We start from the raw sequence: 22185 nt of genomic DNA on the forward strand, positions 1-22185 counted from the left end.
GTGCGACCGTTTCGCGTGCGGTTACTTCTCCTGCTGCTTGCGCCAGCGGATGCCGGCCTCAAGGAAGCCGTCGATCTCGCCGTCCAGGACGGACTGCGGGTTGCCGACCTCGTGGTCCGTCCGCAGGTCCTTGACCATCTGGTACGGGTGCAGGACGTACGAACGCATCTGGTTGCCCCAGGAGCTGCCGCCGTCGCCCTTGAGGGCGTCCATCTTGGCGCGCTCCTCCTGACGCTGACGCTCCAGCAGCTTGGCCTGGAGGACGTTCATGGCGCTCGCCTTGTTCTGGATCTGGGAGCGCTCGTTCTGGCAGGAGACCACGATGCCGGTCGGGATGTGCGTGATGCGCACCGCCGAGTCGGTCGTGTTGACGCCCTGGCCACCGGGGCCCGAGGCGCGGTACACGTCGACGCGCAGCTCGGACTCGTCGATCTCGACGTGGTCGGACGACTCGACGACCGGCAGGATCTCGACACCGGCGAAGGACGTCTGGCGGCGGCCCTGGTTGTCGAAGGGGGAGATGCGCACCAGGCGGTGCGTGCCCTGCTCGACGGAGAGCGTGCCGTACGCGTACGGGGCCTTCACGACGAAGGTGGTCGACTTGATGCCGGCCTCCTCGGCGTAGGAGGTCTCGTAGATCTCGGTGCCGTAGCCGTGCCGCTCGGCCCAGCGCAGGTACATGCGCTGGAGCTGCTCGGCGAAGTCGGCGGCGTCCACGCCACCCGCCTCGGCGCGGATGTTGACCAGCGCCTCGCGCTCGTCGTACTCGCCGGAGAGGAGCGTGCGGACCTCCATCTCGTCCAGCGCCTTGCGGACGGAGCCGAGCTCCGTCTCCGCCTCGGCGCGGGTGTCCGGGTCGTCCATCTCCTCGGCGAGCTCGAAGAGCACCCCGAGGTCGTCGATCCGGCTCCGCAGGGCCTCCGCCTTGCGCACCTCGGCCTGGAGGTGCGAAAGCTTGCTGGTGATCTTCTGCGCCGCCTCCGGGTCGTCCCAGAGGGACGGGGCCGCGGCCTGCTCTTCGAGCACGGCGATGTCGGCCCTCAGCTTTTCGAGGTCCAGGACGGCCTCGATCGACCCCATGGTCGAGGAGAGGGACTTCAGCTCTTCGGATACATCGACGACTGCCACGCGTCCAGCGTAACGGCTCGCCGCAGATCCCCGGTCCCCCCGGCTACGGCTGCGAGGACGTCTTGGAGTCCTGCGGCGGCGCCTCGGCGTCGTCGGCGCTCGCCAGATAGCCGCCCGCCGCGAGCGCGCCGGCCACCACGACCGCCGCGACGGACAGGGTGATGCGCCGCTTGCGGACCGTCTCCGCCTTGTGGCGGGCCGAGCCGGGGCGGCGGGCGCCCGCCGCCCGGGGAGCCCGGGCGGTGCCCAGCGGGCCGCCGGAGAGCTCGTCGGGGGCGGGGACGCGCATGGAGGTGTGGGTGTCGCGGTTGGAGTCCGGCGAGGCGCCGGGCACCAGCGGCACGGCGGCCCGGCGCGGCGAGCCCTCGGCCGCGCCCGCCCCGGTCGGGTACAGGTCCTCGTCGGACGCGTCCGACGCCGGTTCGGCGTCCGGCTCGTCCACGTCCAGCGGCGGGATGCCGGCGAGCAGCGGGAGCACGTCGCGCAGCCGGGCGCCGAGCTCCGAGGCGCGCAGCCGGGAGGCCGGGGCCTTCGCCAGGCACTGGACGATCAGCTGCCACAGCTCCTCGGGGATGCCGGGGAGCGGGACGACCGTCTCGGTGACGTGGCGGCGCAGGACCGCGCCGGGGTGACCGCCGCCGAAGGGGGTGAAGCCGGCCAGGAGCTCGTACAGGACGGTGGCGAGGGCGTAGATGTCGACGGCCGCGCGCGGGGGCAGGCCCTCGACGATCTCGGGGGCGAGGTAGTCGGGGGTGCCGATGATCCGGGTCGCCTTGGTGCGGCCGGGGGTGTCGATCAGCTTGGCGACGCCGAAGTCGGTGAGGAGGGCCGGGTGGGCGCCGCCGGGCCCGAGCGGTCCCTCCATGTCGAGCAGGATGTTCTCCGGCTTGACGTCGCGGTGGACCACGCCGGCGGCGTGCGCGGCGGCGAGGCCGTCCGCGACGTCGGCGATGATCGCGACGGCCGCCTCGGGGGCGAGGCGGCGTTCGCGGTCGAGGCGGGTGCGCAGGTCGGTGCCGCGGACGAGGTCCATGACGAGCGCGAGGTCGTTGCCGTCGACGACGAGGTCGCGGACGGAGACCACGCGGGGGTGGTCGAGCCCGAGCAGGGCGGTGCGCTCGCGGACGAAGCGGCCGACGAGTTCCTGGTCCGAGGCCAGGTCCTCGCGGAGCAGCTTGATGGCGACGGGGCCCTCGGGACCCTCGCCGAGCCACACCGTGCCGGCGCTGCCCCGCCCGAGGATCTGGTGGGCCTTGTAGCGGCTGCCGATATTCCGTGCCAAGACTGCTCCCTCAGCGGCTGGCGGTCGCGACAAAGTTACGCGTCCCCGGGCGCCGGTCGTCACCTCCGAGGGGAAATCACCCCTCGGAAGTCGATAAATCGGCAGCGTTACTGCCCCGTACCGCCGGTAGCACCCCCGCTGTCCGTGCCGCCGAGGCCGGAGACCCAGTCGCTGACGGACGTGATCGCGTCGCCGATGGCCTCCCAGTAGCCCTTGCCCTGGGCGACCCAGTCCTGGAGCGGGGTGAGCTCCCAGATGAGCCAGCCCGCGACCACGAACAGCACGATCGTGAACAGGCACCCCTTGAGGCAGCCGAGGCCGGGGATCCGCATCGGGTTGGCGCTGCGCTGACGCGGCGGGCGCGGCTCGCGCGGGGCCGGTGCCTGGGGCGGCGGCTGCGGAGGCGTGTACGGCTGCTGCTGCGGCCGGCCCCCGTACTGCTGGGGCTGCTGGGGCGCGTACTGCTGCCGCTGCGGCGGGCGCTGCTGCTGATACGGCTGGGGCGCCTGCTGGGGCTGCTGGTACGGCTGCTGCGGCCGGCCGCCGTACTGCTGGGGCTGGTGCTGCGGGGGCTGCGGCTGGCGCTGGGGGCGCCGGCGCAGCGGGTCCTGGCTCGGATCCAGGTACTGGACCTGCGTCTGCTCGTTGCGGTCACGGGCGGCGCGCAGCTGGCTCTGCCAGGGGTGCGGCTCCTCGTTCTGCGGGGACTGCGAGGGGACCGGGGGCATGACGGCGGTCGGGTCGGCGGCTCCCGGGCCTCCGCCGGGGCCGCTGGTCGGCATGACGCTGGTCGCGGCGGCGGGGTCGTACGAGGACCCGCCTGTGGGCAGCACCTGCGTCGCGCCGGCCGGGTCCACGCCCGGAGCCTGCGGGACCGGCGCGGGCGCCGGGTCGGGGGCGAGCAGGGCACCGACGCCGTCGGCGGCCTCGATCTGGGCGGGGGTGGAGTGCACGCCGATGCCGGCGGCGACCGCGCGCAGTCCCCGGGCCAGGTTCTCGGCACTGGGCCGGCGCGCGGGGTCCTTGCTCAGGCAGCGCTCGATGACCGTCCACAGCGGGCCGGGAACGGTCGAGGGGCGGCGCGGCTCCTCGCTGAGGTGGCGGTGCAGGACCTCCAGGGCGGTGCCGCCCGCGAAGGGGGGCCGGCCGGTGACGAGCTCGTACAGCAGGATGCCCGCGCCGTAGATGTCGACGGCGGAGGTCTGCGGACGCCCCTCGGCGGACTCCGGGGCGACGTACGCCGGTGTCCCGACGAACTCGTGCGTGCGGGTCAGCCCCGGGGAGTCGGCGAGGCGCGCGATGCCGAAGTCGGTCAGCATCGGGTGCATCTGACCGCCCTGCTCGGCGAGCAGCACGTTGGCCGGCTTCAGGTCGCGGTGGACGACGCCGTCCGCGTGGCTGGCGGCGAGCGCGTCGGCGATCTGCGCGGTGAGCAGGCTCGCGGCGACCGGGGTGAGCGGGCCGTTCTCCCGGATGTAGCGGTGCAGGTCCGGGCCCTCGACGAGGTCCATGACCAGGGCGAGGACGTCACCCTCCACGACCAGGTCGCGGGTGCGCACGATGTTGGGATGGGTGAGCCGGAGCAGCACGGAACGCTCGCGCAGGAAGCGCATCACGATGTCCGCGTCGTTGGCCAGCTCCTCCTTGAGGACCTTGATCGCGACGGTCTCGCCGGGCTGGCCCGGCACCGCTGCCTCGGCCCCCGCCGTCTCCCGCTGGCGGGCTCGCCAGACGGTGCCCGTGGCGCCGCGGCCGAGCGGCTCCTCGAGCAGGTACTTGCTGCCGATAGGCCGCACGTCACGCGCTCCCTGCTGATCGTGGTCCTGGGGGGTTCCCGGGGTCCTGTCGTCTGTTGTGACCCGTCCGGGTGTCCGACCCACTTTAGTGCCGCCGAACGGGTCACCGGTCGATCACACTGCCGATCACCTTGTGGCCGATTCTCGCGCCCCGAGGCGCCGGACTTGTCCGAAAACAAGACGCGTCAGCTGTACCCGTGGTTGCCGTGCTCGACGCAGGGTGTGCTCAACCAGGCATTTTTGCGTGCACAGCCGACCATTCAAGATCACTTGTGACCGACCCGCGGGCGTGTCGTCAGTGGCAGGTGCGAGGATGCCTACAGCACGTCGCATCGGGGTCGGGAGCCCCGCGCCGTGCCGACCTGAACCGGACGACGTGTCCGTGCCGGGCGGGGGAGAGACACGGCGGTTCCCCTGCCGAGCACCACGCGCAGAAGGGACCGCTGACGGCGATGCAGATCCGGCTGACCGTCCTCGCACCGCACGCCGGCCACGGCGCGGGGCGCTCCTGCGACGTGCTCGTCACCGCCCCGGCGGGGACGGCGCTGTCCGCCGTGGCCTCCGCCCTGGCCGCGGCCGTCTCCGGCCCCGACACCTCGACCTCCGGCACGACCGTCCTCTACGCGGGCCGGGAGCGGCTCGACGGGCAGCGCTGCGCGCTCGGCGAGCCCCCGCTGGTGGACGGAGCCGTGCTCACGCTCCAGGTCCCCGGCGAGGACGACCGGATCGGCGAGGGCGCCTCGGCCCGGCTCCACGTGGTCGCGGGACCCGACGCGGGCGGGGTCCACCTGCTGCACGGCGGGCCGATCCGGATCGGCCGCTCCATGGACGCGGACGTCCCGCTCGACGACCCGGACGTCTCCCGGGCGCACTGCACGGTGACGGTCGGCGAGGACGGCCGGATCACGGTCGCGGACCCGGGCTCCACGAACGGCACGACCCTGGACGGCGTGCAGGTCGGCGACCGGCCCGTCCGGCTGCGCCCCGGCTCCCTCCTGCGGCTCGGCGAGTCCGCGCTGCGCCTGACCGGACCGGGGGACGGCGGTACGGAGGCGGTGCCGACGGCGCCGGACGGCGAAGGCCACCTCCGGGTGGGCCCCGTGCCCGACGCGGACGCCCTGGGCGGCGCGGCGGACCCGGGTCCCGGATCCGACGGCCCCGGCGGGGGTACGGCCGCGGACCTCGCGTACGGGAGCCGCGGACCGTACGAGCCGGAGCGGCACGGCCACGACGCCCCGCCCGGCGGCCGTCCCCACCCCTCCGCCCGGCCCGGCGGACCCTCCGGTGAGCACGGCGCCCGCGACCCGTACGCCGACGCCACCCACGGCGGCTCCCTGGGCCACGCGCGCGCCGAGGACTTCCCGGACGACGAGGGCGAGGCCCACAGCAGGACCCGGCAGACCCGCCGCCAGGCCCCGCCGGCCCGCGGCCGGCGCGGGATAGGAGCCTGGGCCCGCCGCTTCGCCGGCGGTCGCGAGGAGCTGCCGCTGCCGACGGCCGAGACCGGTTTCCCGCCGGCCACGGCCGGGGCGGTCGCCGGCCCGGCGACCGCCGCCGACACCTGGCCCGACCCCGCCGCCGTGCTGCTGACGGCGCTCGGCCCGGGCCCCCGGCTCTGGGAGCGCGGCCCGGACCATCCCGAGTCCCTCGTGGTCCGGCTCGGGACGGCCGACCGGGCCGAGCTCTCCGGCGTCCCCGTCACCGTCGGACTGCGCGAGGCGGGCTCCCTCGGACTCGCCGGCCCGGGCAACCGGCTGGCCGGGCTCGCCCGCTCCGTCGTGGCCCAGCTCGCCGCCCTGCACTCCCCGGCCGAGCTGGAGATCGTGCTCATCAGCGCGGACCGCAACCGGCCCCTGGAGGAGCGGCGCCGCGCCTGGTCCTGGCTCGGCTGGCTGCCGCACCTGCGCCCGGCGCACGGCCAGGACTGCAGGCTCCTCCTCGCCTACGACCGCGACCAGGCCCAGGCCCGCACGGCCGAGCTCACCCGCCGGCTGGACGACGGACCGCTCGGGCCGGGCTGGCCGAGCGCCGACCGCATGGCCGTGGCCGAGGCGGCGGCCCACCACGACGGACCGGTCACGGTCGTGATCGTGGACGGCGACCCCGGCACGGCGGCGCTGCGGGAGGCGACCGCGCGGCTCGCCGGGGCGGGCGCCGCCGCCGGCATCCATCTGATCTGCCTCGCCGAGGCTCCGTCCGCCTCCCCCGTCTCCCCCGTCGCCGCGACGTACGAGAGCGCCTGCGCGGCCTCGCTCGCCTTCCGCGAGTGCGGTGCGGTCGCCCTGCTGAGCGGTGACGTGGCGACGGCGCTGCGGCTGCTGCGCACCGTGGGAGGCCGGGCCGCCGGTCACGGCACCGTCGGCGTCGTGGACGCGGTCTCGGTCGCCTGGGCCGAGCGTTTCGGACGGGCCCTGGCGCCCCTGCGCACGGAGTCCGCGGCGCCGCGGGGCAGGGCCGCGGCGGCGGCGCTGCCGCCGTCCGCTCGGCTGCTCGACGAGCTCGGGCTCGCCCGGGCCACCCCGGCCTCCCTCATGGCTCGCTGGGCCTCCGCCGGCGACGGGACGGCGGTGCTGGGCGCCGGCCCGCGCGGGCCGGTGTCGGTCGACCTGACCGAGGAGGGCCCGCACCTGCTGATCGAGGGCCCGGCGGGCAGCGGACGCACGGAGCTGCTGCGCTCGATCGCCGCCTCCCTGGCCGCGGGCGGCCGCCCCGACCGCCTCGGTCTGCTGCTGGTCGACGGCGCGGGCGGCGAGCGCGGCGAGGGCCTGGGCGTCTGTACGGAACTGCCGCACGTGACCGAGCACCTGGTGGCCTCCGATCCGGTCCGGATGCGCGCGTTCGCCCAGGCGCTGGGCGCCGAACTGAAGCGCCGGGCGGAGATCCTGGGCGACGGGCACTTCGCCGACCGGCGGGCCACCGGCCGGCTGATCGCGCAGCGCCCGCCGAGCGCAGCGGAGACACTGCCTCCGGGCGCCCGGGCGAGCGTCCGCGTCCCCGAGGCGCGCTCGGCCGGCGGCCGGACCGGCGACGGCGGCCTCGACGACCGCCCGAGCACCCGGACCGGGCGGACCGGCGCCGACGAGCTGACGTACCTGCCCAGCGGCAGGACCCTGCGCACGGGCGAGGGAGCGATCGGCGAACGCCCCGGCACGGGCTCTCGCTCCGGGGCCGCGGACCTGGCCGACCGGTCGAGCGGGCGCGTCGCACGCGCGACGGACGGGGACCTCGGCGACCGGCCGAGCGGCCGGCTGCCGCTGCGCGGCGACTCCGGTCTCGGTGACCGCCCGAGCGGCCGCGTGATGCGGACGGACGAGGTGGAGCCGGGTGACCGGTCCTCCGGCCGGGTCACCGGGTCAGCCGAGCCGGCGGGCGGCGGCGAGGCGGACGGCCACGCCCGGCTGCCGCGGCTCGTCGTACTGGTCGACGACTACGACGCCCTCGTGGCACCCGCGCTCGGCTCGCCCGGCAGGCCCGCCGCCGGTTCCGTCGTACGCGCCCTCGAAGCCGTCGCCCGCGGCGGCGCGCGGCTGGGGGTGCACCTGGTCGCGACCTCCGCGCGGCCGGACCGGACGGCGGACACGGAGCTCGCCCACGGCGCCCGGCTGCGGATCGTGCTCGACGCGCCGCCCGTGGCGGCCGGTCCCGACGACCCGGTCCCGGGCCGGGGGCGCCTCGGCCACCCGGACGGCCGAGTGACCCCCTTCCAGGCGGGGCGGGTCACCGGCCGCATCCCCCGCACGGCGACCCTGCGTCCGACGGTCGTCCCGCTGGAGTGGGAGCGGATGGGCGACCCGCCCACCCGCAGACCCGTCCGCGAGCTGGGCAACGGCCCGACCGACCTGGCGCTGCTCGCCTCGGCCCTGGACCGGGCGGCCCGTTCCGTCGAGGCGGCGCCGGTGGCGCCGCTGACCCCGGCCGCCCACCCCTGACCTCGACCGGAACCCCGCCCGGGACACTCCGGCCACCCTGGCCGGCCGGGCACCGGGCGGCGTCCGGCCGCGTGCCGGGACGCCCCGCCGCGCCTTCCCCGGCACCGTCGCCGTACCGCCCGGGGACGGGTCCCGACCACCCCTGACATCACGTCACGAGCGGGTCACGATCTCCGAGTCGACACCGAAGGCGGTATTGCGGGCCCCGAACGCCCGGCGTAGACCTGTCGGACCGGGACGAGCACGCGCACGACAGAGACGGGGCAGAAATGCGTACAACTCTTCGTACACGCAGGGCGGCGACGACGATCGCCGCCTTCACCGCGGTCACCGCACTCACCCTCTCCGGCTGCGGCTCCGACGCAGCCGACGACCCCGGTCCGTCGGGGACGAACGGACCGAGCGGCAGCGGGAAGACCGTCTCCTTACCGTCCCTCAAGGGCGAGAAGATCGAGGTCGCCGCCGTCTGGACGGGACCCGAGCAGGAGAACTTCACGAAGGTCCTCGACGAGTTCGAGAAGCGCACCGGGGCCACCGTCACCTTCGTGCCGGCGCAGGACCCGATCGTGAACTTCCTGGGCACGAAGATCGCGGGCGGCTCCCCGCCCGACGTGGCGATGCTCCCGCAGGTCGGAGCGATCAAGCAGGCCGTCGCCCAGAAGTGGCTGAAGCCGGCCGGCCCCGAGGCAAAGGCGCAGCTCGCCGCCCACTACGCGAAGGGCTGGCAGGACCTCGGCGCGGTGGACGGCACGCAGTACGGCGTGTATTTCAAGGCCGCCAACAAGTCGCTGATCTGGTACAACACCGCCGCCTTCGAGAACGCGGGCGCCTCCGAGCCGAAGACCTGGAAGGACTTCCTCGCCACCGCCGAGACGATCTCGGCCTCCGGCGTCACCCCGGTCTCCGTGGGCGGCGCGGACGGCTGGACCCTCACCGACTGGTTCGAGAACATCTACCTCTCCCAGGCGGGCCCGGCCAAGTACGACCAGCTGGCCAAGCACGAGATCAAGTGGACGGACGCCTCCGTCACCCAGGCCCTGACCACGCTCGGCGAGCTGTTCGGCAAGCCGGCGCTGATCGCGGGCGGCGCGAACGGCGCGCTCCAGACGGAGTTCCCGGTCTCGGTCACCCAGACCTTCACCGGCGGCGACCAGCCCAAGGCCGCGATGGTCTTCGAGGGCGACTTCGCCGCCGTCAACATCGCGGAGACCGATGCCAAGATCGGTACGGACGCGAAGGTGTTCCCCTTCCCGGCGGTGGGCGCGAACGGTCAGGCTCCGGTCGTGACGGCGGGCGACGCGGCGGTGGCGCTGAAGGACACCAAGGGCGCCCAGGCGCTGCTGACCTTCCTCGCCTCCCCCGACGCGGCGGCGATCTGGGCGGGTGCGGGCGGCTTCCTGTCCCCCAACAAGAGCCTGGACCCGGCGGCGTACCCGAACGACGTGCAGCGGGAGATCGCCAAGGCGCTGATCGGAGCCGGCGACGACTTCCGCTTCGACATGTCGGACCAGATGCCGCAGTCGTTCGGCGGGACGCCCGGCAAGGGCGAGTGGAAGGCGCTCCAGGACTTCCTGAAGAACCCGAAGGACGTCGCGGGGACCCAGGCACGGCTGGAGGCCGACGCGGCCAAGGCGTACCAGAGCTGACGCCGTGACCTCGGCGCCCGCAGGCCGGCCGGCGAAGCCGGCCGCGTACAAGAGCGTCACCGGCACCCGCAGGGCGGTGGCGGCGGGGTTCCTCCTCCCCGCCCTGCTGCTGCTCGGTGCGCTCGTCGTCTACCCGATCGGGTACTCCGTCCAGCGTTCGTTCTTCGACACGTCAGGGGACTCCTTCGCCGGACTGGACAACTACGTCGAACTGTTCACCGACGACACACTGCTGACCGCGGTGAAGAACAACGCGATCTGGGTGGTCCTCGCGCCCACCGTCGCGACGGCGCTCGGCCTGGTGTTCGCGGTGCTCACCGAACGCGTGCGCTGGGGAACGGCGTTCAAGCTGGTCGTCTTCATGCCGATGGCGATCTCGATGCTGGCCGCGGGGATCATCTTCCGGCTGGTCTACGAGCAGGATCCGGACCGCGGGGTCGCCAACGCCGTCTGGGTCGGGGTCCACGACACCTTCGCGGAGTCCTCCGGCTTCCCGCGCGCCCGCCCCCTGCCGGTACACCCGCTGAAGGCCGCGGGCGGCGGGGCGTACGTCACCAAGGTCCCCGTCCGCAGCGGGGAGACGGCGAGGCTGCCGCTGATCGGCGTCGCCCCCGCGCAGATGCCGAAGGACGCCCGGCCGGCCCGTGATCCGGCCGCGCGACCGGACGGGATCGCCGGCACCGCCTGGCTGGACTTCACCAAGGGCGGTGGCGGGCGGCCGAACGCCGTCGACGCGCGGGAGCTCGGCCTCAAGGGGCTGCGCATCGAGGCCGTGAAGGACGGCCGGGTCGTGGCGAGCACCACGGCGGCGGCCGACGGCACGTTCGCCCTGCCGGCCGCCGCGGACGGTGCCGTGCTCCGGCTGCCCGCGAGCAACTTCAGGGAGCAGTACGGCGGGGTGGAGTGGCTCGGCCCCTCGCTCGTCACCCCGGCCGTGATCGGCAGCTACGTCTGGATGTGGGCCGGGTTCGCGATGGTGCTGATCGCCGCGGGCCTGGCGAGCGTGCCGCGCGAACTGCTGGAGGCCGCCCGGGTCGACGGGGCGAACGAGTGGCAGGTCTTCCGCCGCATCACGGTCCCGCTGCTCGCGCCCGTCCTCGCCGTCGTCCTGGTCACCCTGATGATCAACGTGCTCAAGGTCTTCGACCTCGTCTTCATCATCGCGCCGGGCTCGGCGCAGGACGACGCGAACGTCCTGGCACTCCAGCTGTACCGCTCGTCCTTCGGCACGGACGCGGACCTCGGGATCGGCTCCGCCATCGCCGTACTGCTCCTGCTGCTGGTCATCCCGGTGATGGCCTTCAACATCCGCCGGATGCGAAGGGAGGCCCGCCGGTGACGGGGTCCACGCACGGCACGTCCACGCACGGCACGTCCACGCACGGCACGCCCGGGAAAGGCGCGTCGGAGGCCGGTGGCGTCGGTGGCCGGCTCGCCGCCCGCGCGGCCGGCGGCGCGATGCGGGTCTTCCTGGTCCTGGTCGGCCTGTTCTGGCTGATGCCGACCGTCGGCCTGCTGCTGTCCTCGCTCCGCGGGCCGTCGGACATCAGCGAGAGCGGCTGGTGGCGGGTGTTCACCGCACCCGCCCAGCTCACGACGGAGAACTACTCCCACCTGCTCGCCGACGACACCATCACGCGCTCGCTGCTCTCCACGGTCCTGATCACCGTGCCGGCCACGGTTCTCGTCGTGGTCATCGGCTCGCTGGCCGGATACGCCTTCGCCTGGCTGGAGTTCCCGGGCCGGGACTGGTGCTTCATGATCGTGGTGGGGCTGCTCGTGGTCCCGGTCCAGGTCGCGCTGATCCCTGTCTCGAAGCTGTTCGGGGCGGTCGGCCTCTTCGAGACGACGCTGGGCGTGGTGCTGTTCCACACCGCGTTCGGCCTGCCGTTCGCGATCTTCCTGCTGCGGAACTTCTTCGCGGAGATCCCGCGCGAGCTGCTGGAGGCGGCACGGCTCGACGGGGCGGGTGAGATCCGGCTGTTCACCCGGGTGGTGATGCCGCTGGGCGGGCCGGCGATCGCCTCGCTCGGCATCTTCCAGTTCCTCTGGGTCTGGAACGACATGCTGGTCGCGCTGATCTTCGCGGACTCCGAGTCGCCGCCGATCACGGTGGCGCTGCAGCAGCAGGTCCGGCAGTTCGGCAACAACATCGACGTGCTGGCGCCGGGCGCGTTCGTCTCGATGGTGATCCCGCTGGCGGTCTTCTTCGCCTTCCAGCGGCAGTTCGTGTCGGGGGTGATGGCCGGCGCGGTGAAGTGACCGCCGGTGTCCGAGCGGCCGGGGGCGGGTGCGGACCGGAGCGGCCCGGTGCGCCGTACCCCGCCGCCCGGCCCCGCCGATAGGCCGTCCCGCCCGTACGCCGTCCCGCCCGGCCCGTACCCGCCCGGTCGCTCAGGGGCGGACCGTGAGCGCCGCGACCGCGGAGCGCGCCAGGTCGTCGAGGTACCCCTGCGGGAGCTCGCCGCGCACCACCACGAGCCGCCAGTAGAGCGGGCCGACGACCAGGTCGAGCGCGCGGTCGGAATCGGCGCCCGCGGGCAGTTCGCCCCGGTCGACGGCCTCCCTCACCACCTGGGCGACCACGCCCTGCCGGCCGTCGAGCAGGGCCGCCCTGATCGCCCCGGCGATCTCCGGCTGCCGGGCCGCCTCGACCAGCAGGTCCGGGATGACCTGCGAGGCGACGGGGTGGCGCAGGGCATGCGCCGCGACTTCGAGCAGGGCGCGGACGTCCCCGTACAGGGAACCGGTCGACGGTGCCGGCAGCCCCTCGGCGGCGAGGGCGCCGACGAGGTCGAGGACGAGCGAGAGTTTGGACTTCCAGCGCCGGTAGACGGCGGTCTTGCCGACTCCCGCGCGGCGCGCGATGCCTTCGATGGACATCCGGGCGAAGCCGACCGCGGCCAGTTCCTCGAAGACGGCGGCGCGGATGGCCTCGGTGACGTCCTCCCGGAGCACGGCGGCTCCCGCGGGGGCGCGGCGGGGGGTTCCGGGGGCTGTCGTCATGGACGGGATTCTATCCACCGACCGGCATCCACGTCACGACGATACGGTTGCGTTCCGACGCTCGACCGCCCTAGTCTCCCCCGTAGCGACGATACGGTCCCGTCCCGTCGCTCCTGTCGTCACCGTGAAAGCGACCCCGTGACCACCGAGACGCTCACCCCACCCGCCACCGCCGCGGCCGCCGCCTCCTCCCCCGCACCGGAGGACCTGCGGGCGCTCGCCCTGCGGCACGGCCTGTCCGTCAGCGGCGCCCGTCCGTCCCTCCCCGTGTACGTCCGGGAGCTCTGGTCGCGGCGCGCCTTCATCGCCGCCTTCGCGACAGCCCGCCTGACGGCCCAGTACAGCCAGGCCCGCCTCGGCCAGGTCTGGCAGCTGATCACCCCGCTCCTCAACGCGGCCGTCTACTACCTCGTCTTCGGCGTCCTCATGGACGTCCGCCGGGACATCCCCGACTACGTCCCCTTCCTGATCACGGGCGTCTTCGTCTGGACCTTCACCTCCCAGTCGGTGCTCGCCGGCACCCGCGCCATCAGCGGGAACCTCGAACTGGTCAGGGCCCTGCACTTCCCCCGGGCGAGCCTCCCCGTGGCACTCGCGCTCCAGCAGCTGCAGCAGCTGGCCTTCTCGCTGTCCGCGCTGGCCGTCATCCTGTGCTGCTTCGGCGAGTTCCCGGCCTGGAGCTGGCTGCTCGCGATCCCCGCCCTCCTCCTCCAGTCACTGTTCAACACCGGCCTGGCCCTCGCGCTGGCCCGACTGGCGGCCCGCACCCCGGACATCGCACAGCTGATGCCCTTCCTGCTGCGGACCTGGATGTACGTCTCCGGGGTCATGTGGTCCCTCCCGCACCTGGCGGCGAGCGGCCGGCTCCCCCAGGGCCTGATCACGGCCCTGGAGGCCAACCCTGCGGCGCTCTACATCGACCTGATGCGCTGCGCCCTGGTCGGCGGCTTCACGGCCGACCGGCTCCCCCCGTGCGCCTGGGCGACGGCCGCCGCCTGGGCCGTGGCGGCCTTCGCCGGCGGCTTCGTGTACTTCTGGAAGGCAGAGGAGACCTACGGCCGTGGCTGAACACACCGGACTGCGCCCCCGCCTCCGTCCCGCCGGGGCATCCGCGCCGGACGGGGAACGCACCCCGACGGTCGTCGTCGACGGGGTCCACATCTCGTACACCGTCCAGGGCGGCCGGCCCGCGAGGGGCGGCGCCACCGCCGCCCTCGGCCGGCTGCTCTCGCGCGGCCCCCGGCCCGGCGGGCGCACCGTGCACGCGGTCAGGGGGGTCGGCTTCGCCGCGTACCGGGGCGAGGCGATCGGCCTGATCGGCTCCAACGGCTCCGGCAAGTCCACCCTGCTCAAGGCCGTGGCCGGCCTGCTCCCCGTCGACCGGGGGCGGATCTACACCCAGGGCCGGCCGGCCCTCCTCGGCGTCAACGCGGCCCTGATGGCCGACCTGACGGGCGAGCGGAACGTGATCCTCGGCGGCCTCGCGATGGGCATGACCCGGGCGGAGATCGACGCCCGCTACGACGACATCGTGGAGTTCTCCGGGATCAACGAGAAGGACGACGCCGTCTCCCGGCCCATGCGGACGTACTCCTCGGGCATGGGCGCCCGGCTGCGGTTCTCCATCGCGGCGGCGAAGAGCCACGACGTGCTCCTGATCGACGAGGCGCTGTCGACCGGAGACGCCGCCTTCCGCCGTCGCAGCCGGGAGCGGATCGACGAGCTGCGCGCCGAGGCGGGAACCGTCTTCCTCGTCAGCCACTCGCATTCCACCATCACCGAGACCTGCGACCGGGCGCTGTGGCTGGAGGCGGGCACGCTGCGGCGGGACGGACCGGCCGCGGAGGTCGTCGCGGAGTACGAGGAGTTCACCAGGAAGGCCGGACAAAAGAGAGGGAAATAGCCCAATACGGAATAGAGTGCGGGTCGATGACGACGCATGGACACCGCACTCCGCCCCCCTCGCCCGATGCCGGCCAGGGCCACGGTCCCGCCCCGGAACCCGGCGCGGGACCCGCCGACGGCACCGCGCCCTCGCCGCCGTCGGCGGGCGGCACGCCGTCGCCCGCCCGCCCGCCCGCGGCGCCGGCTCTCACCGCCTCGCCGTTCGAGTCGGACACCTTCACCTCGGCCACCTTCGTCACCGTCGGCCGCGGCCCGCTCCTCGCGCTCGGCGCCGTCTGGCTCCTGACCCGGGCCGGCATGCTGCTGCTCCTGCTGCGCGACAGCCTGGGCATCGGGGGCGTGGGCCGGGAGGTCTCCGTCCTCTACCAGTACTGGTACGGCCAGTTCGCCCACGGCACCTTCCCCGTGAACGACGTGACCTGGCAGTACCCGCCCGGCGCCGGCCTGGTCATCGTCTCCCCGGCCGTACTGCCCTGGCTCAGCTACTTCCAGGCGTTCGTCGCCCTCACCCTGCTCGCCGACGCGGTCGTGACCGCCGCCCTCGCGCGCGCCGACAGCCGCCGCGTCACGCACGGCGCCTGGATCTGGGTCTGCGGGCTGCCGCTGCTCCTGCACCTTCCGCTCGCCCGGTACGACGTCCAGGTCACCGCCCTCGCCGTGCTCGCCCTGCTCGCCCTCACCGCCCGCTCGGCCACCGCGCACCGCTTCGGCGGGGTCATGGCCGGGATCGGCGCCCTGGTGAAGGTGTGGCCCGCCCTCGCCCTGATCGGCACGCCCCGGGGCCGCACCACCCGGGACGCCTGGGTCGCCGCAGGCGTCACCGCGGCCACCCTGCTGGCGACCCTCGCCCTCTGCTTCTCGAACTCCTTCGACTTCCTGCGACAGCAGGGCAGCAGGGGCGTCCAGATCGAGTCCCTGGGCGGCACGGCGCTGGCCCTGTCCCAGGCGACCGGGCTGTGGCCGGGCCAGGTGCAGTACCGCTACGGCGCCTTCGAGTACGTCGGCCCGTACGTCTCCAGCGTGGGGCGGATCGCGCTGCTGCTGACCGTCCTGGCCTTCGGCTGGCTGCTGATCTGGCGGCTCCGGGCCGTGCGGTGGACGGCCGCCACACCGCTCGACGCGGCCCTCGCCGCCGTCCTGCTGTTCACCGTCACCAGCCGGGTGATCAGCCCCCAGTACATGATCTGGCTGCTGGGCCTGGCGGCCGTCTGCCTGACCTCGCGGGCGACCGTGATGCGGCCGGTGGCCCTGCTCCTGCTGCCGGCCGCGGCACTCAGCTCGCTCGCGTACCCGATCCTCTACCAGGACCTGCTGACCGGGTCCTGGCCGGGCGTGGCGGTGGTCGCCGTCCGCAACGCGACGCTGCTCGCGGCGGCGCTCCTCGCCGCCCGGCGCCTGTGGACCGCGACGGTGGCCGACCCGTCGTAGGGCCTCGCCGGATCCTGCCGGGCTCGCGTGCCCGGGTCCCGTACGACGCGAAAGGGCCCCGCCGGTCACCCGGCGGGGCCCTTCGTCATCAGGTCAGCTGCGCGCCCGCAGGAGCTGACGCATCGTGCGCATGGCCACCGAGAGGTTCGCCAGGTCGAAGGTCTCCGAACCCTGGATCTCCTCCAGCGTCGTGCGCGCCCGGCCCAGGAGCGCCGCGTTCGTCTCCTCCCAGCCCTTGAAGCGCTCCTCCGGCGTCGAGGACCCGTCGCCCGCCGCCAGCACGTCGGCCGTCAGGGCGGCGTGCGCGGCGAAGAGGTCCTCGCGGATGGAGGCACGGGCCATCGACTGCCACCGGTCGGTGCGCGGCAGCTCGATGATCCGGTCCATCAGCTGGGTGATCCGCAGCCGGTCGGCCAGGTCGAAGTAGACCTCGGCGACCGCCAGCGGGTCCTTGTCCGTACGGTCGGCGATCGCGACGACGTCGAGGATCGGGAAGGCCGAGGAGAATCCGGCGACCCGCAGGGCGAGCATCTCCGGCACGCCCAGCTCGGTCAGCTCCTCCAGGATCCCCTGGTACCACTCCAGGTCCGCGCCGCGCAGCAGCTGCGGCAGCTCGGTCCAGACCTGCTCCACGCGCTCGCCGAAGAAGTCGATCGTCTCCTGGAGCTGGAGCGGCTGCGGCCGGTTGCCGAGCAGCCAGCGCGTACCGCGCTCGACCAGGCGGCGGGAGTGCAGCCGCATCCGGGTCTGCAGCTCGGCCGGGACCTGGTTGTCGAGCGCCTCGACCGCGTCCCAGACCTCGCCGAGCCGGAAGACGGCACGGGCGGCGGTCTGCGCGCGCACGATCTCCTCGATCGACGCGCCCGTCTCCTCGCGGAGACGGTGCAGGAAGGTCGAGCCACCGGAGTTGACGGTGTCGTTGACCAGGACGGTCGTGACGATCTCGCGGCGCAGCGGGTGGTTGTCGACCGCCTCGGTGAACTTCTCGCGCAGCTGCGCCGGGAAGTACGCGTGCAGCAGGCCCAGCAGGTACGGGTCGTCCGGCAGGTCGGTGCCGATCAGCTCGTCGGCCACCGTGATCTTGGTGTACGCGAGCAGGACCGCGATCTCCGGCTGGCTCAGGCCCTTGCCGTTGTTGAGCAGCTCGCGGATCTGCCGGTCGTTGGGCAGGAACTCGAGCGAGCGGTCCAGGGCGCCGTCGCGGCCGAGCCGGCGCATGAAGCGCTGGTGGGCGTGGAGCAGGGACGGCGACTGGGCGAACGCGTTGGCCAGGGCCACGTTCTGCGCGTAGTTGTTGCGCAGGACGAGCCCGCCGACCTCGTCGGTCATCTCGGCGAGGATCCGGTTGCGCTGCTTGACGGTCATGTCGCCTTCGGTGACGAGCCCGTTGAGCAGGATCTTGATGTTCACCTCGTGGTCGGAGGTGTCCACACCGGCGCTGTTGTCGATGGCGTCGGTGTTGACCCTGCCGCCCTCGCCGTCGGGGCCGCCCTTGCGGGCGAACTCGATGCGGCCGAGCTGGGTCAGACCGAGGTTGCCGCCCTCGCCGACGACCTTGACGCGCAGGTTCTCGCCGTTGACGCGGATGGCGTCGTTGGCCTTGTCGCCGACGTCCGTCTGCGACTCGGTGGACGCCTTGACGTAGGTGCCGATGCCGCCGTTCCACAGCAGGTCGACCGGTGCGTGGAGGATCGCCTGCATCAGCTCGGCCGGGGTCATCTTGACGACGCCCGGCTCGATGCCGAGGGCCGCGCGCATCTGCGCGTTGACCGGGATCGACTTGGCGCTGCGCGGGTGGATGCCGCCGCCCGCGGAGAGCAGCTGGGTGTCGTAGTCGGCCCAGGAGCTGCGGGGCAGCTCGAAGAGGCGGCGGCGCTCGGCGTAGGAGACGGCCGCGTCCGGGGTCGGGTCGATGAAGATGTGGCGGTGGTCGAAGGCCGCGACCAGGCGGATGTGCTCGGAGAGCAGCATGCCGTTGCCGAAGACGTCGCCGGACATGTCGCCGACGCCGACGACCGTGAAGTCCTCGGTCTGGGTGTCGTGGCCCAGCTCGCGGAAGTGGCGCTTGACGGACTCCCACGCGCCGCGGGCGGTGATGCCCATGCCCTTGTGGTCGTAGCCGGCCGAGCCGCCGGAGGCGAAGGCGTCGCCGAGCCAGAAGCCGTAGTCGACGGCGACGGCGTTGGCGATGTCGGAGAAGGTCGCGGTGCCCTTGTCGGCGGCGACGACGAGGTAGGTGTCGTCCTCGTCGTGGCGCACGACGTCGACCGGGGGAACGACCTCGCCGGCGACCAGGTTGTCGGTGATGTCGAGCAGCGCCGAGATGAAGGTCTTGTAGGAGGCGATGCCCTCGGCCAGCCAGGCGTCGCGGTCCACGGCCGGGTCCGGGAGCTGCTTGGCGACGAAGCCGCCCTTGGCGCCGACGGGCACGATGACGGTGTTCTTCACCATCTGGGCCTTGACCAGGCCGAGGATCTCGGTGCGGAAGTCCTCACGCCGGTCGGACCAGCGCAGACCGCCTCGCGCGACCTTGCCGAAGCGCAGGTGGACGCCCTCGACGCGCGGCGAGTAGACCCAGATCTCGAAGGCCGGCCGCGGCGCGGGGAGGTCCGGGATGGCCTGCGGGTCGAACTTCATCGACACGTAGGAGTGCGGGGTGCCGTCCGCCGTGCGCTGGAAGAAGTTCGTCCGCAGCGTGGCCTTGATGACGGTGAGGAAGGACCGCAGGATGCGGTCCTCGTCCAGGCTCGCGACCTGGTCGAGGGCGCCGTCCAGCTCCTCCAGCAGTCCGTCGATCAGCTCGGTGCCGGCGCGCTGGCGCTCCGGGGACATCCGGGCCTCGAAGAGGGAGACGAGCAGCCGGGTGGTGTGGACGTTGTTGCGGAGGGTGTCCTCCATGTAGTCCTGGCTGAACGTCGAGCCGGCCTGGCGCAGGTACTTGGCGTAGGCGCGCAGCACCATCGCCTCGCGCCAGTCGAGTCCGGCGGAGAGCACCAGCGAGTTGAAGCCGTCGTTCTCCGCCTCGCCGGTCCAGGTGGCGGAGAAGGCCTCCTGGAAGCGCTCGCGGGCGTCGTCGGCGAGGTAGTCGCCGCCGTTGGCCGTCGAGGCGGGCATCCGCAGGCCGAAGTCGTAGATCCACGCGTGCGTGCGGTCGGCGCAGCGCAGCTCGTACGGGCGCTCGTCGACGACCTCGACGCCGAGCCGGCTGAGGACCGGCAGGACGGCGGACAGGGAGACCTGGTCGCCGGTCTTGTAGATCTTGAAGCGGCGCTCGCCGGGGCCGGTGGCGACCGGCTCGTACAGCGAGAGCGCGAACTCGTCGCCGGTGCGGGTCAGCTGCTCCAGGTGGACCAGGTCGGCGACCGCGGCACGCGGCGAGTGGTCGGCCTTGTAGCCCTCGGGGAAGGCGTTGCCGTAGCGGCGCAGCAGCTCGGCGGCGCGCTCCTCGCCGCACTCGGCGGTGAGGGCCTCGCCGAAGCCGTCGGCCCAGGAGCGGGCGGCCTCGACGAGCCGGGCCTCGATGCGGTCCTTGTCGGCGTCGGAGAGCTGCGGCAGCTCGGTGCCGGGCTCGACGCGGACGACGAAGTGGAGCCGGGACAGGATCGACTCGGTGTTCCAGGCCGTGAAGTCGACGCTGGTGCCGCTCAGCTCCTCCTTGAGGATGTCGATGATCCTCAGCCGGACGCCGGTGGTGTAGCGGTCGCGCGGCAGGTAGACGAGGGCGGAGTAGTAGCGGCCGTACTCGTCCTGGCGCAGGTAGAGCCGCAGCCGACGGCGTTCCTGCAGGTAGAGGACCGAGGTGACGATCGAGCGGAGCTCGTCGACGGGGGTCTGGAAGAGCTCGTCGCGCGGGTAGGTCTCCAGGATCTGGAGCAGGTCGCGGCCGTCGTGGCTGTTCGGCGAGAAGCCGGCGCCCTCCAGGACCTCCTGGACCTTGCGGCTGACGACGGGCACGCGGCGGACGGACTCGGTGTACGCGGCGGACGAGAACAGGCCGAGGAAGCGGCGCTCGCCGATGACGTTGCCCTCGGCGTCGAACTTCTTCACGCCGACGTAGTCGAGGTACGAGGGGCGGTGCACGGTGGCGCGGCTGTTGGCCTTGGTGAGGATCAGCAGCTTGTGCTCGCGGGCCTTGGCGCGGGCGTCGTCGGGCAGCCGGCTGAAGGACGAGGAGACGGGCGCGTGGTGGCCGTCGTGCTCGCCGCCGTGCTGCGGGTCGGAGCGCAGGATGCCGAGGCCGGTGCCGGGGACGGCCGCCAGGGCGTCGCCGTTGACGAGCTCGTACTCGCGGTAGCCGAGGAAGGTGAAGTGGTCGGCGGCGAGCCAGCGCAGCAGCTCGCGGGCCTCCTCGACCTCGGTCGGGCGCAGGTCGGAGGCGACGGGCTCGTCGGGCAGGCCGTCGGCGATGCGGAGCGCGGCCTCGCGCATCTTGTCCCAGTCCTCGACCGTCTCGCGGACGTCCGAGAGGACGCGCAGCAGGTCGGCGGTGATCTGCTTGAGGTCGGCGCGGTCGGTCTCGCGGTCGATCTCGACGTGGATCCAGGACTCGTTCAGCGCGTCGTGCGGCAGCTCGGCGGCGGTACCGGCGGACAGCACCTCGATGAGCTTGCCGGTGAGGTCGCGGCGGACGAGGACCTGCGGGTGGATCACGACGTGGATGCCGCGACCGTGACGGGAGAGCTCGTTGGTGACGGAGTCCACGAGGAACGGCATGTCGTCGGTGACGACCTCGACGACGGAGTGGCTGGAGGTCCAGCCGTTCTCCTCGACCGTCGGGGTGTGCACGCGGACGTTCGCGGTGCCCTGGGGGCGGTTCTCCGCGAGCCGGTAGTGGGAGAGCGCGGCACCGAAGACGTCCACCGGGTCACGGTCGGCGAGGTCCTCGGGCGCGGTGTGCAGGTAGTAGCGCTGGAGGTAGTCGAGCAGGGTGTCGCGGTCGGGCCGCTTCCCGTTCTCGGGCCCCGTCGGAAGTCGCCCCCCGGCCGGGCTGTTCTCAGCTACCCGGGCGGCCCTCGCGAGCAGCTCGGCCTTGGCTTCGTCCAGCTTGGTCTGCATGTCCTCTGGCTCCTGTCGCGCGCCGTTGCGTGACGTCGGTGGAAGAAAGGACACAACGCCACGACGCGGTGCTACCGGTCGGAGACGACGTTATGCCGCGATGAGAGATGTCCGAGCCGATATCGGCCAATCTCGGCGAGGCGCCCGGACGGCGAAGAACAGCGAACGCCTTGTCGGCCCGGCCGCCGGAGCGGGTCGGGCGCAGGCCGGGGGCTTCGCTGCCCCCAGGGCGTATCGCGCTGATCACGGGAAAAGCCTATCGCCTGCCACCCCCGGGCCGTCATGGTCCGTATGTGTACAAAAGAGGGGGTGGAAGTTTGACGTTATGGACAGCGACACATGTCCTCTTGGCAAAGCAGGGCGGCGCGGGGAGTGTGTACCGCGGGGCAGCACCGACATCTGGGATCTGGGAGTCGTGATGGCGAAGATCTTGATCGTGACCGGGGACGCGGCCGAATCGCTGGAGGTCATGTACCCCTACCAGCGGCTTCTGGAGGAGGGGTACGAGGTCGACATCGCCGCCCCCGCGCGCAAGCAGCTGCGGTTCGTGGTGCACGACTTCGAGCCGGGCTTCGACACCTACACCGAGAAGCCGGGATACACCTGGCCCGCCGATCTGGCGTTCGACGAGGTGGATCCGGGCGACTACGTGGCCGTGGTGATCCCCGGCGGCCGGGCCCCGGAGTACCTGCGCAACGACCCGGAGCTCCGCAAGATCCTCAAGTCCTTCTTCGACGCGGACAAGCCGGTGGCCCAGATCTGCCACGGTCCGCTCCTGACGGCGGCGATCGGCGGTCTGGAGGGCCGCCGCGTGACGGCGTACCCGGCCCTGGAGCTCGACATGCAGGCCGCCGGAGCCACCTTCCAGGACACCGACGCGGTCGTCGACGGCCAGCTGGTCTCCTCCCGCGCATGGCCGGATCACCCCACCTGGATGCGCGAGTTCCTCAAGGTCCTGCGCGCCCGGGGCTGAGCGCCGGCGGCTCGCCGGGTCGGCGGGGCCTCGCCGA

At 73.3% G+C, this 22185-nt stretch carries 13 protein-coding genes; 8 read left to right on the top strand and 5 right to left on the bottom strand.

Going from position 1 to position 22185, the window contains the following annotated elements:
- Window positions 1-21: 21 nt before the first annotated feature.
- From prfB to ACGFZF_RS30235, 3 genes are all read right to left on the bottom strand, one after another.
- Window positions 22-1128 carry a peptide chain release factor 2 gene (prfB, locus tag ACGFZF_RS30225; protein WP_356605015.1) on the bottom strand — a complete coding sequence of 369 codons (1107 nt, stop codon included), beginning with the start codon at window positions 1126-1128 and terminating at the stop codon, window positions 22-24.
- Between the two features lie 43 nt (window positions 1129-1171).
- Complete coding sequence (locus tag ACGFZF_RS30230; protein ID WP_393559274.1) at window positions 1172-2410, bottom strand: serine/threonine-protein kinase; 1239 nt, start codon at window positions 2408-2410, stop codon at window positions 1172-1174.
- 107 nt (window positions 2411-2517) lie between these two features.
- The gene (locus tag ACGFZF_RS30235) at window positions 2518-4206 is read right to left on the bottom strand and encodes a serine/threonine-protein kinase (protein ID WP_393559276.1); all 1689 of its coding nucleotides are present in this window, start codon (window positions 4204-4206) and stop codon (window positions 2518-2520) included.
- A gap of 452 nt (window positions 4207-4658) precedes the next feature.
- Here ACGFZF_RS30235 and ACGFZF_RS30240 point away from each other — a divergent pair, with 452 nt between their 5' ends.
- The 4 genes from ACGFZF_RS30240 (at window position 4659) to ACGFZF_RS30255 (ending at window position 12043) form a co-directional block, all read left to right on the top strand.
- Window positions 4659-8135, top strand: a complete 3477-nt coding sequence (locus ACGFZF_RS30240; RefSeq protein ID WP_393559278.1) for an FHA domain-containing protein — start codon at window positions 4659-4661, stop codon at window positions 8133-8135.
- Between the two features lie 269 nt (window positions 8136-8404).
- A complete protein-coding gene (locus ACGFZF_RS30245; protein WP_393559280.1) occupies window positions 8405-9781 on the top strand; it encodes an ABC transporter substrate-binding protein in 1377 nt (458 codons plus the stop codon).
- Between the two features lie 4 nt (window positions 9782-9785).
- Window positions 9786-11120, top strand: coding sequence for a carbohydrate ABC transporter permease (locus ACGFZF_RS30250; protein WP_393559282.1), 1335 nt, complete (start codon window positions 9786-9788; stop codon window positions 11118-11120).
- A gap of 119 nt (window positions 11121-11239) precedes the next feature.
- Window positions 11240-12043 (top strand): carbohydrate ABC transporter permease, encoded by an 804-nt coding sequence (locus ACGFZF_RS30255; protein ID WP_356775950.1) that lies wholly within the window; start codon window positions 11240-11242, stop codon window positions 12041-12043.
- A 132-nt stretch (window positions 12044-12175) separates the two neighbouring features.
- On the opposite strand, the gene ACGFZF_RS30260 is transcribed toward ACGFZF_RS30255, so the two are convergent.
- On the bottom strand, window positions 12176-12787 hold the full coding sequence (locus ACGFZF_RS30260) for a TetR/AcrR family transcriptional regulator (RefSeq protein ID WP_393559284.1): 612 nt from the start codon (window positions 12785-12787) through the stop codon (window positions 12176-12178).
- A 138-nt stretch (window positions 12788-12925) separates the two neighbouring features.
- On the opposite strand from ACGFZF_RS30260, the gene ACGFZF_RS30265 reads away from it, so the two are divergent.
- Genes ACGFZF_RS30265 through ACGFZF_RS30275 form a run of 3 tightly spaced genes read left to right on the top strand, consistent with a single transcriptional unit; the run spans window position 12926 to window position 16120 of the window.
- Window positions 12926-13855, top strand: a complete 930-nt coding sequence (locus tag ACGFZF_RS30265) for an ABC transporter permease (protein WP_393559286.1) — start codon at window positions 12926-12928, stop codon at window positions 13853-13855.
- Window positions 13856-13865: 10 nt separating this feature from the next.
- On the top strand, window positions 13866-14690 hold the full coding sequence (locus tag ACGFZF_RS30270) for an ABC transporter ATP-binding protein (protein ID WP_393559346.1): 825 nt from the start codon (window positions 13866-13868) through the stop codon (window positions 14688-14690).
- A 26-nt stretch (window positions 14691-14716) separates the two neighbouring features.
- Window positions 14717-16120 (top strand): glycosyltransferase 87 family protein, encoded by a 1404-nt coding sequence (locus ACGFZF_RS30275; protein WP_393559288.1) that lies wholly within the window; start codon window positions 14717-14719, stop codon window positions 16118-16120.
- Window positions 16121-16213: 93 nt separating this feature from the next.
- On the opposite strand, the gene ACGFZF_RS30280 is transcribed toward ACGFZF_RS30275, so the two are convergent.
- Window positions 16214-21175, bottom strand: a complete 4962-nt coding sequence (locus ACGFZF_RS30280; RefSeq protein ID WP_393559290.1) for an NAD-glutamate dehydrogenase — start codon at window positions 21173-21175, stop codon at window positions 16214-16216.
- Window positions 21176-21590: 415 nt separating this feature from the next.
- Here ACGFZF_RS30280 and ACGFZF_RS30285 point away from each other — a divergent pair, with 415 nt between their 5' ends.
- A complete protein-coding gene (locus ACGFZF_RS30285) occupies window positions 21591-22148 on the top strand; it encodes a DJ-1/PfpI family protein (protein WP_393559292.1) in 558 nt (185 codons plus the stop codon).
- Window positions 22149-22185: the final 37 nt, after the last annotated feature.

Source organism: Streptomyces sp. NPDC048338 (genome assembly GCF_043201055.1).
Lineage (GTDB): Bacteria > Actinomycetota > Actinomycetes > Streptomycetales > Streptomycetaceae > Streptomyces.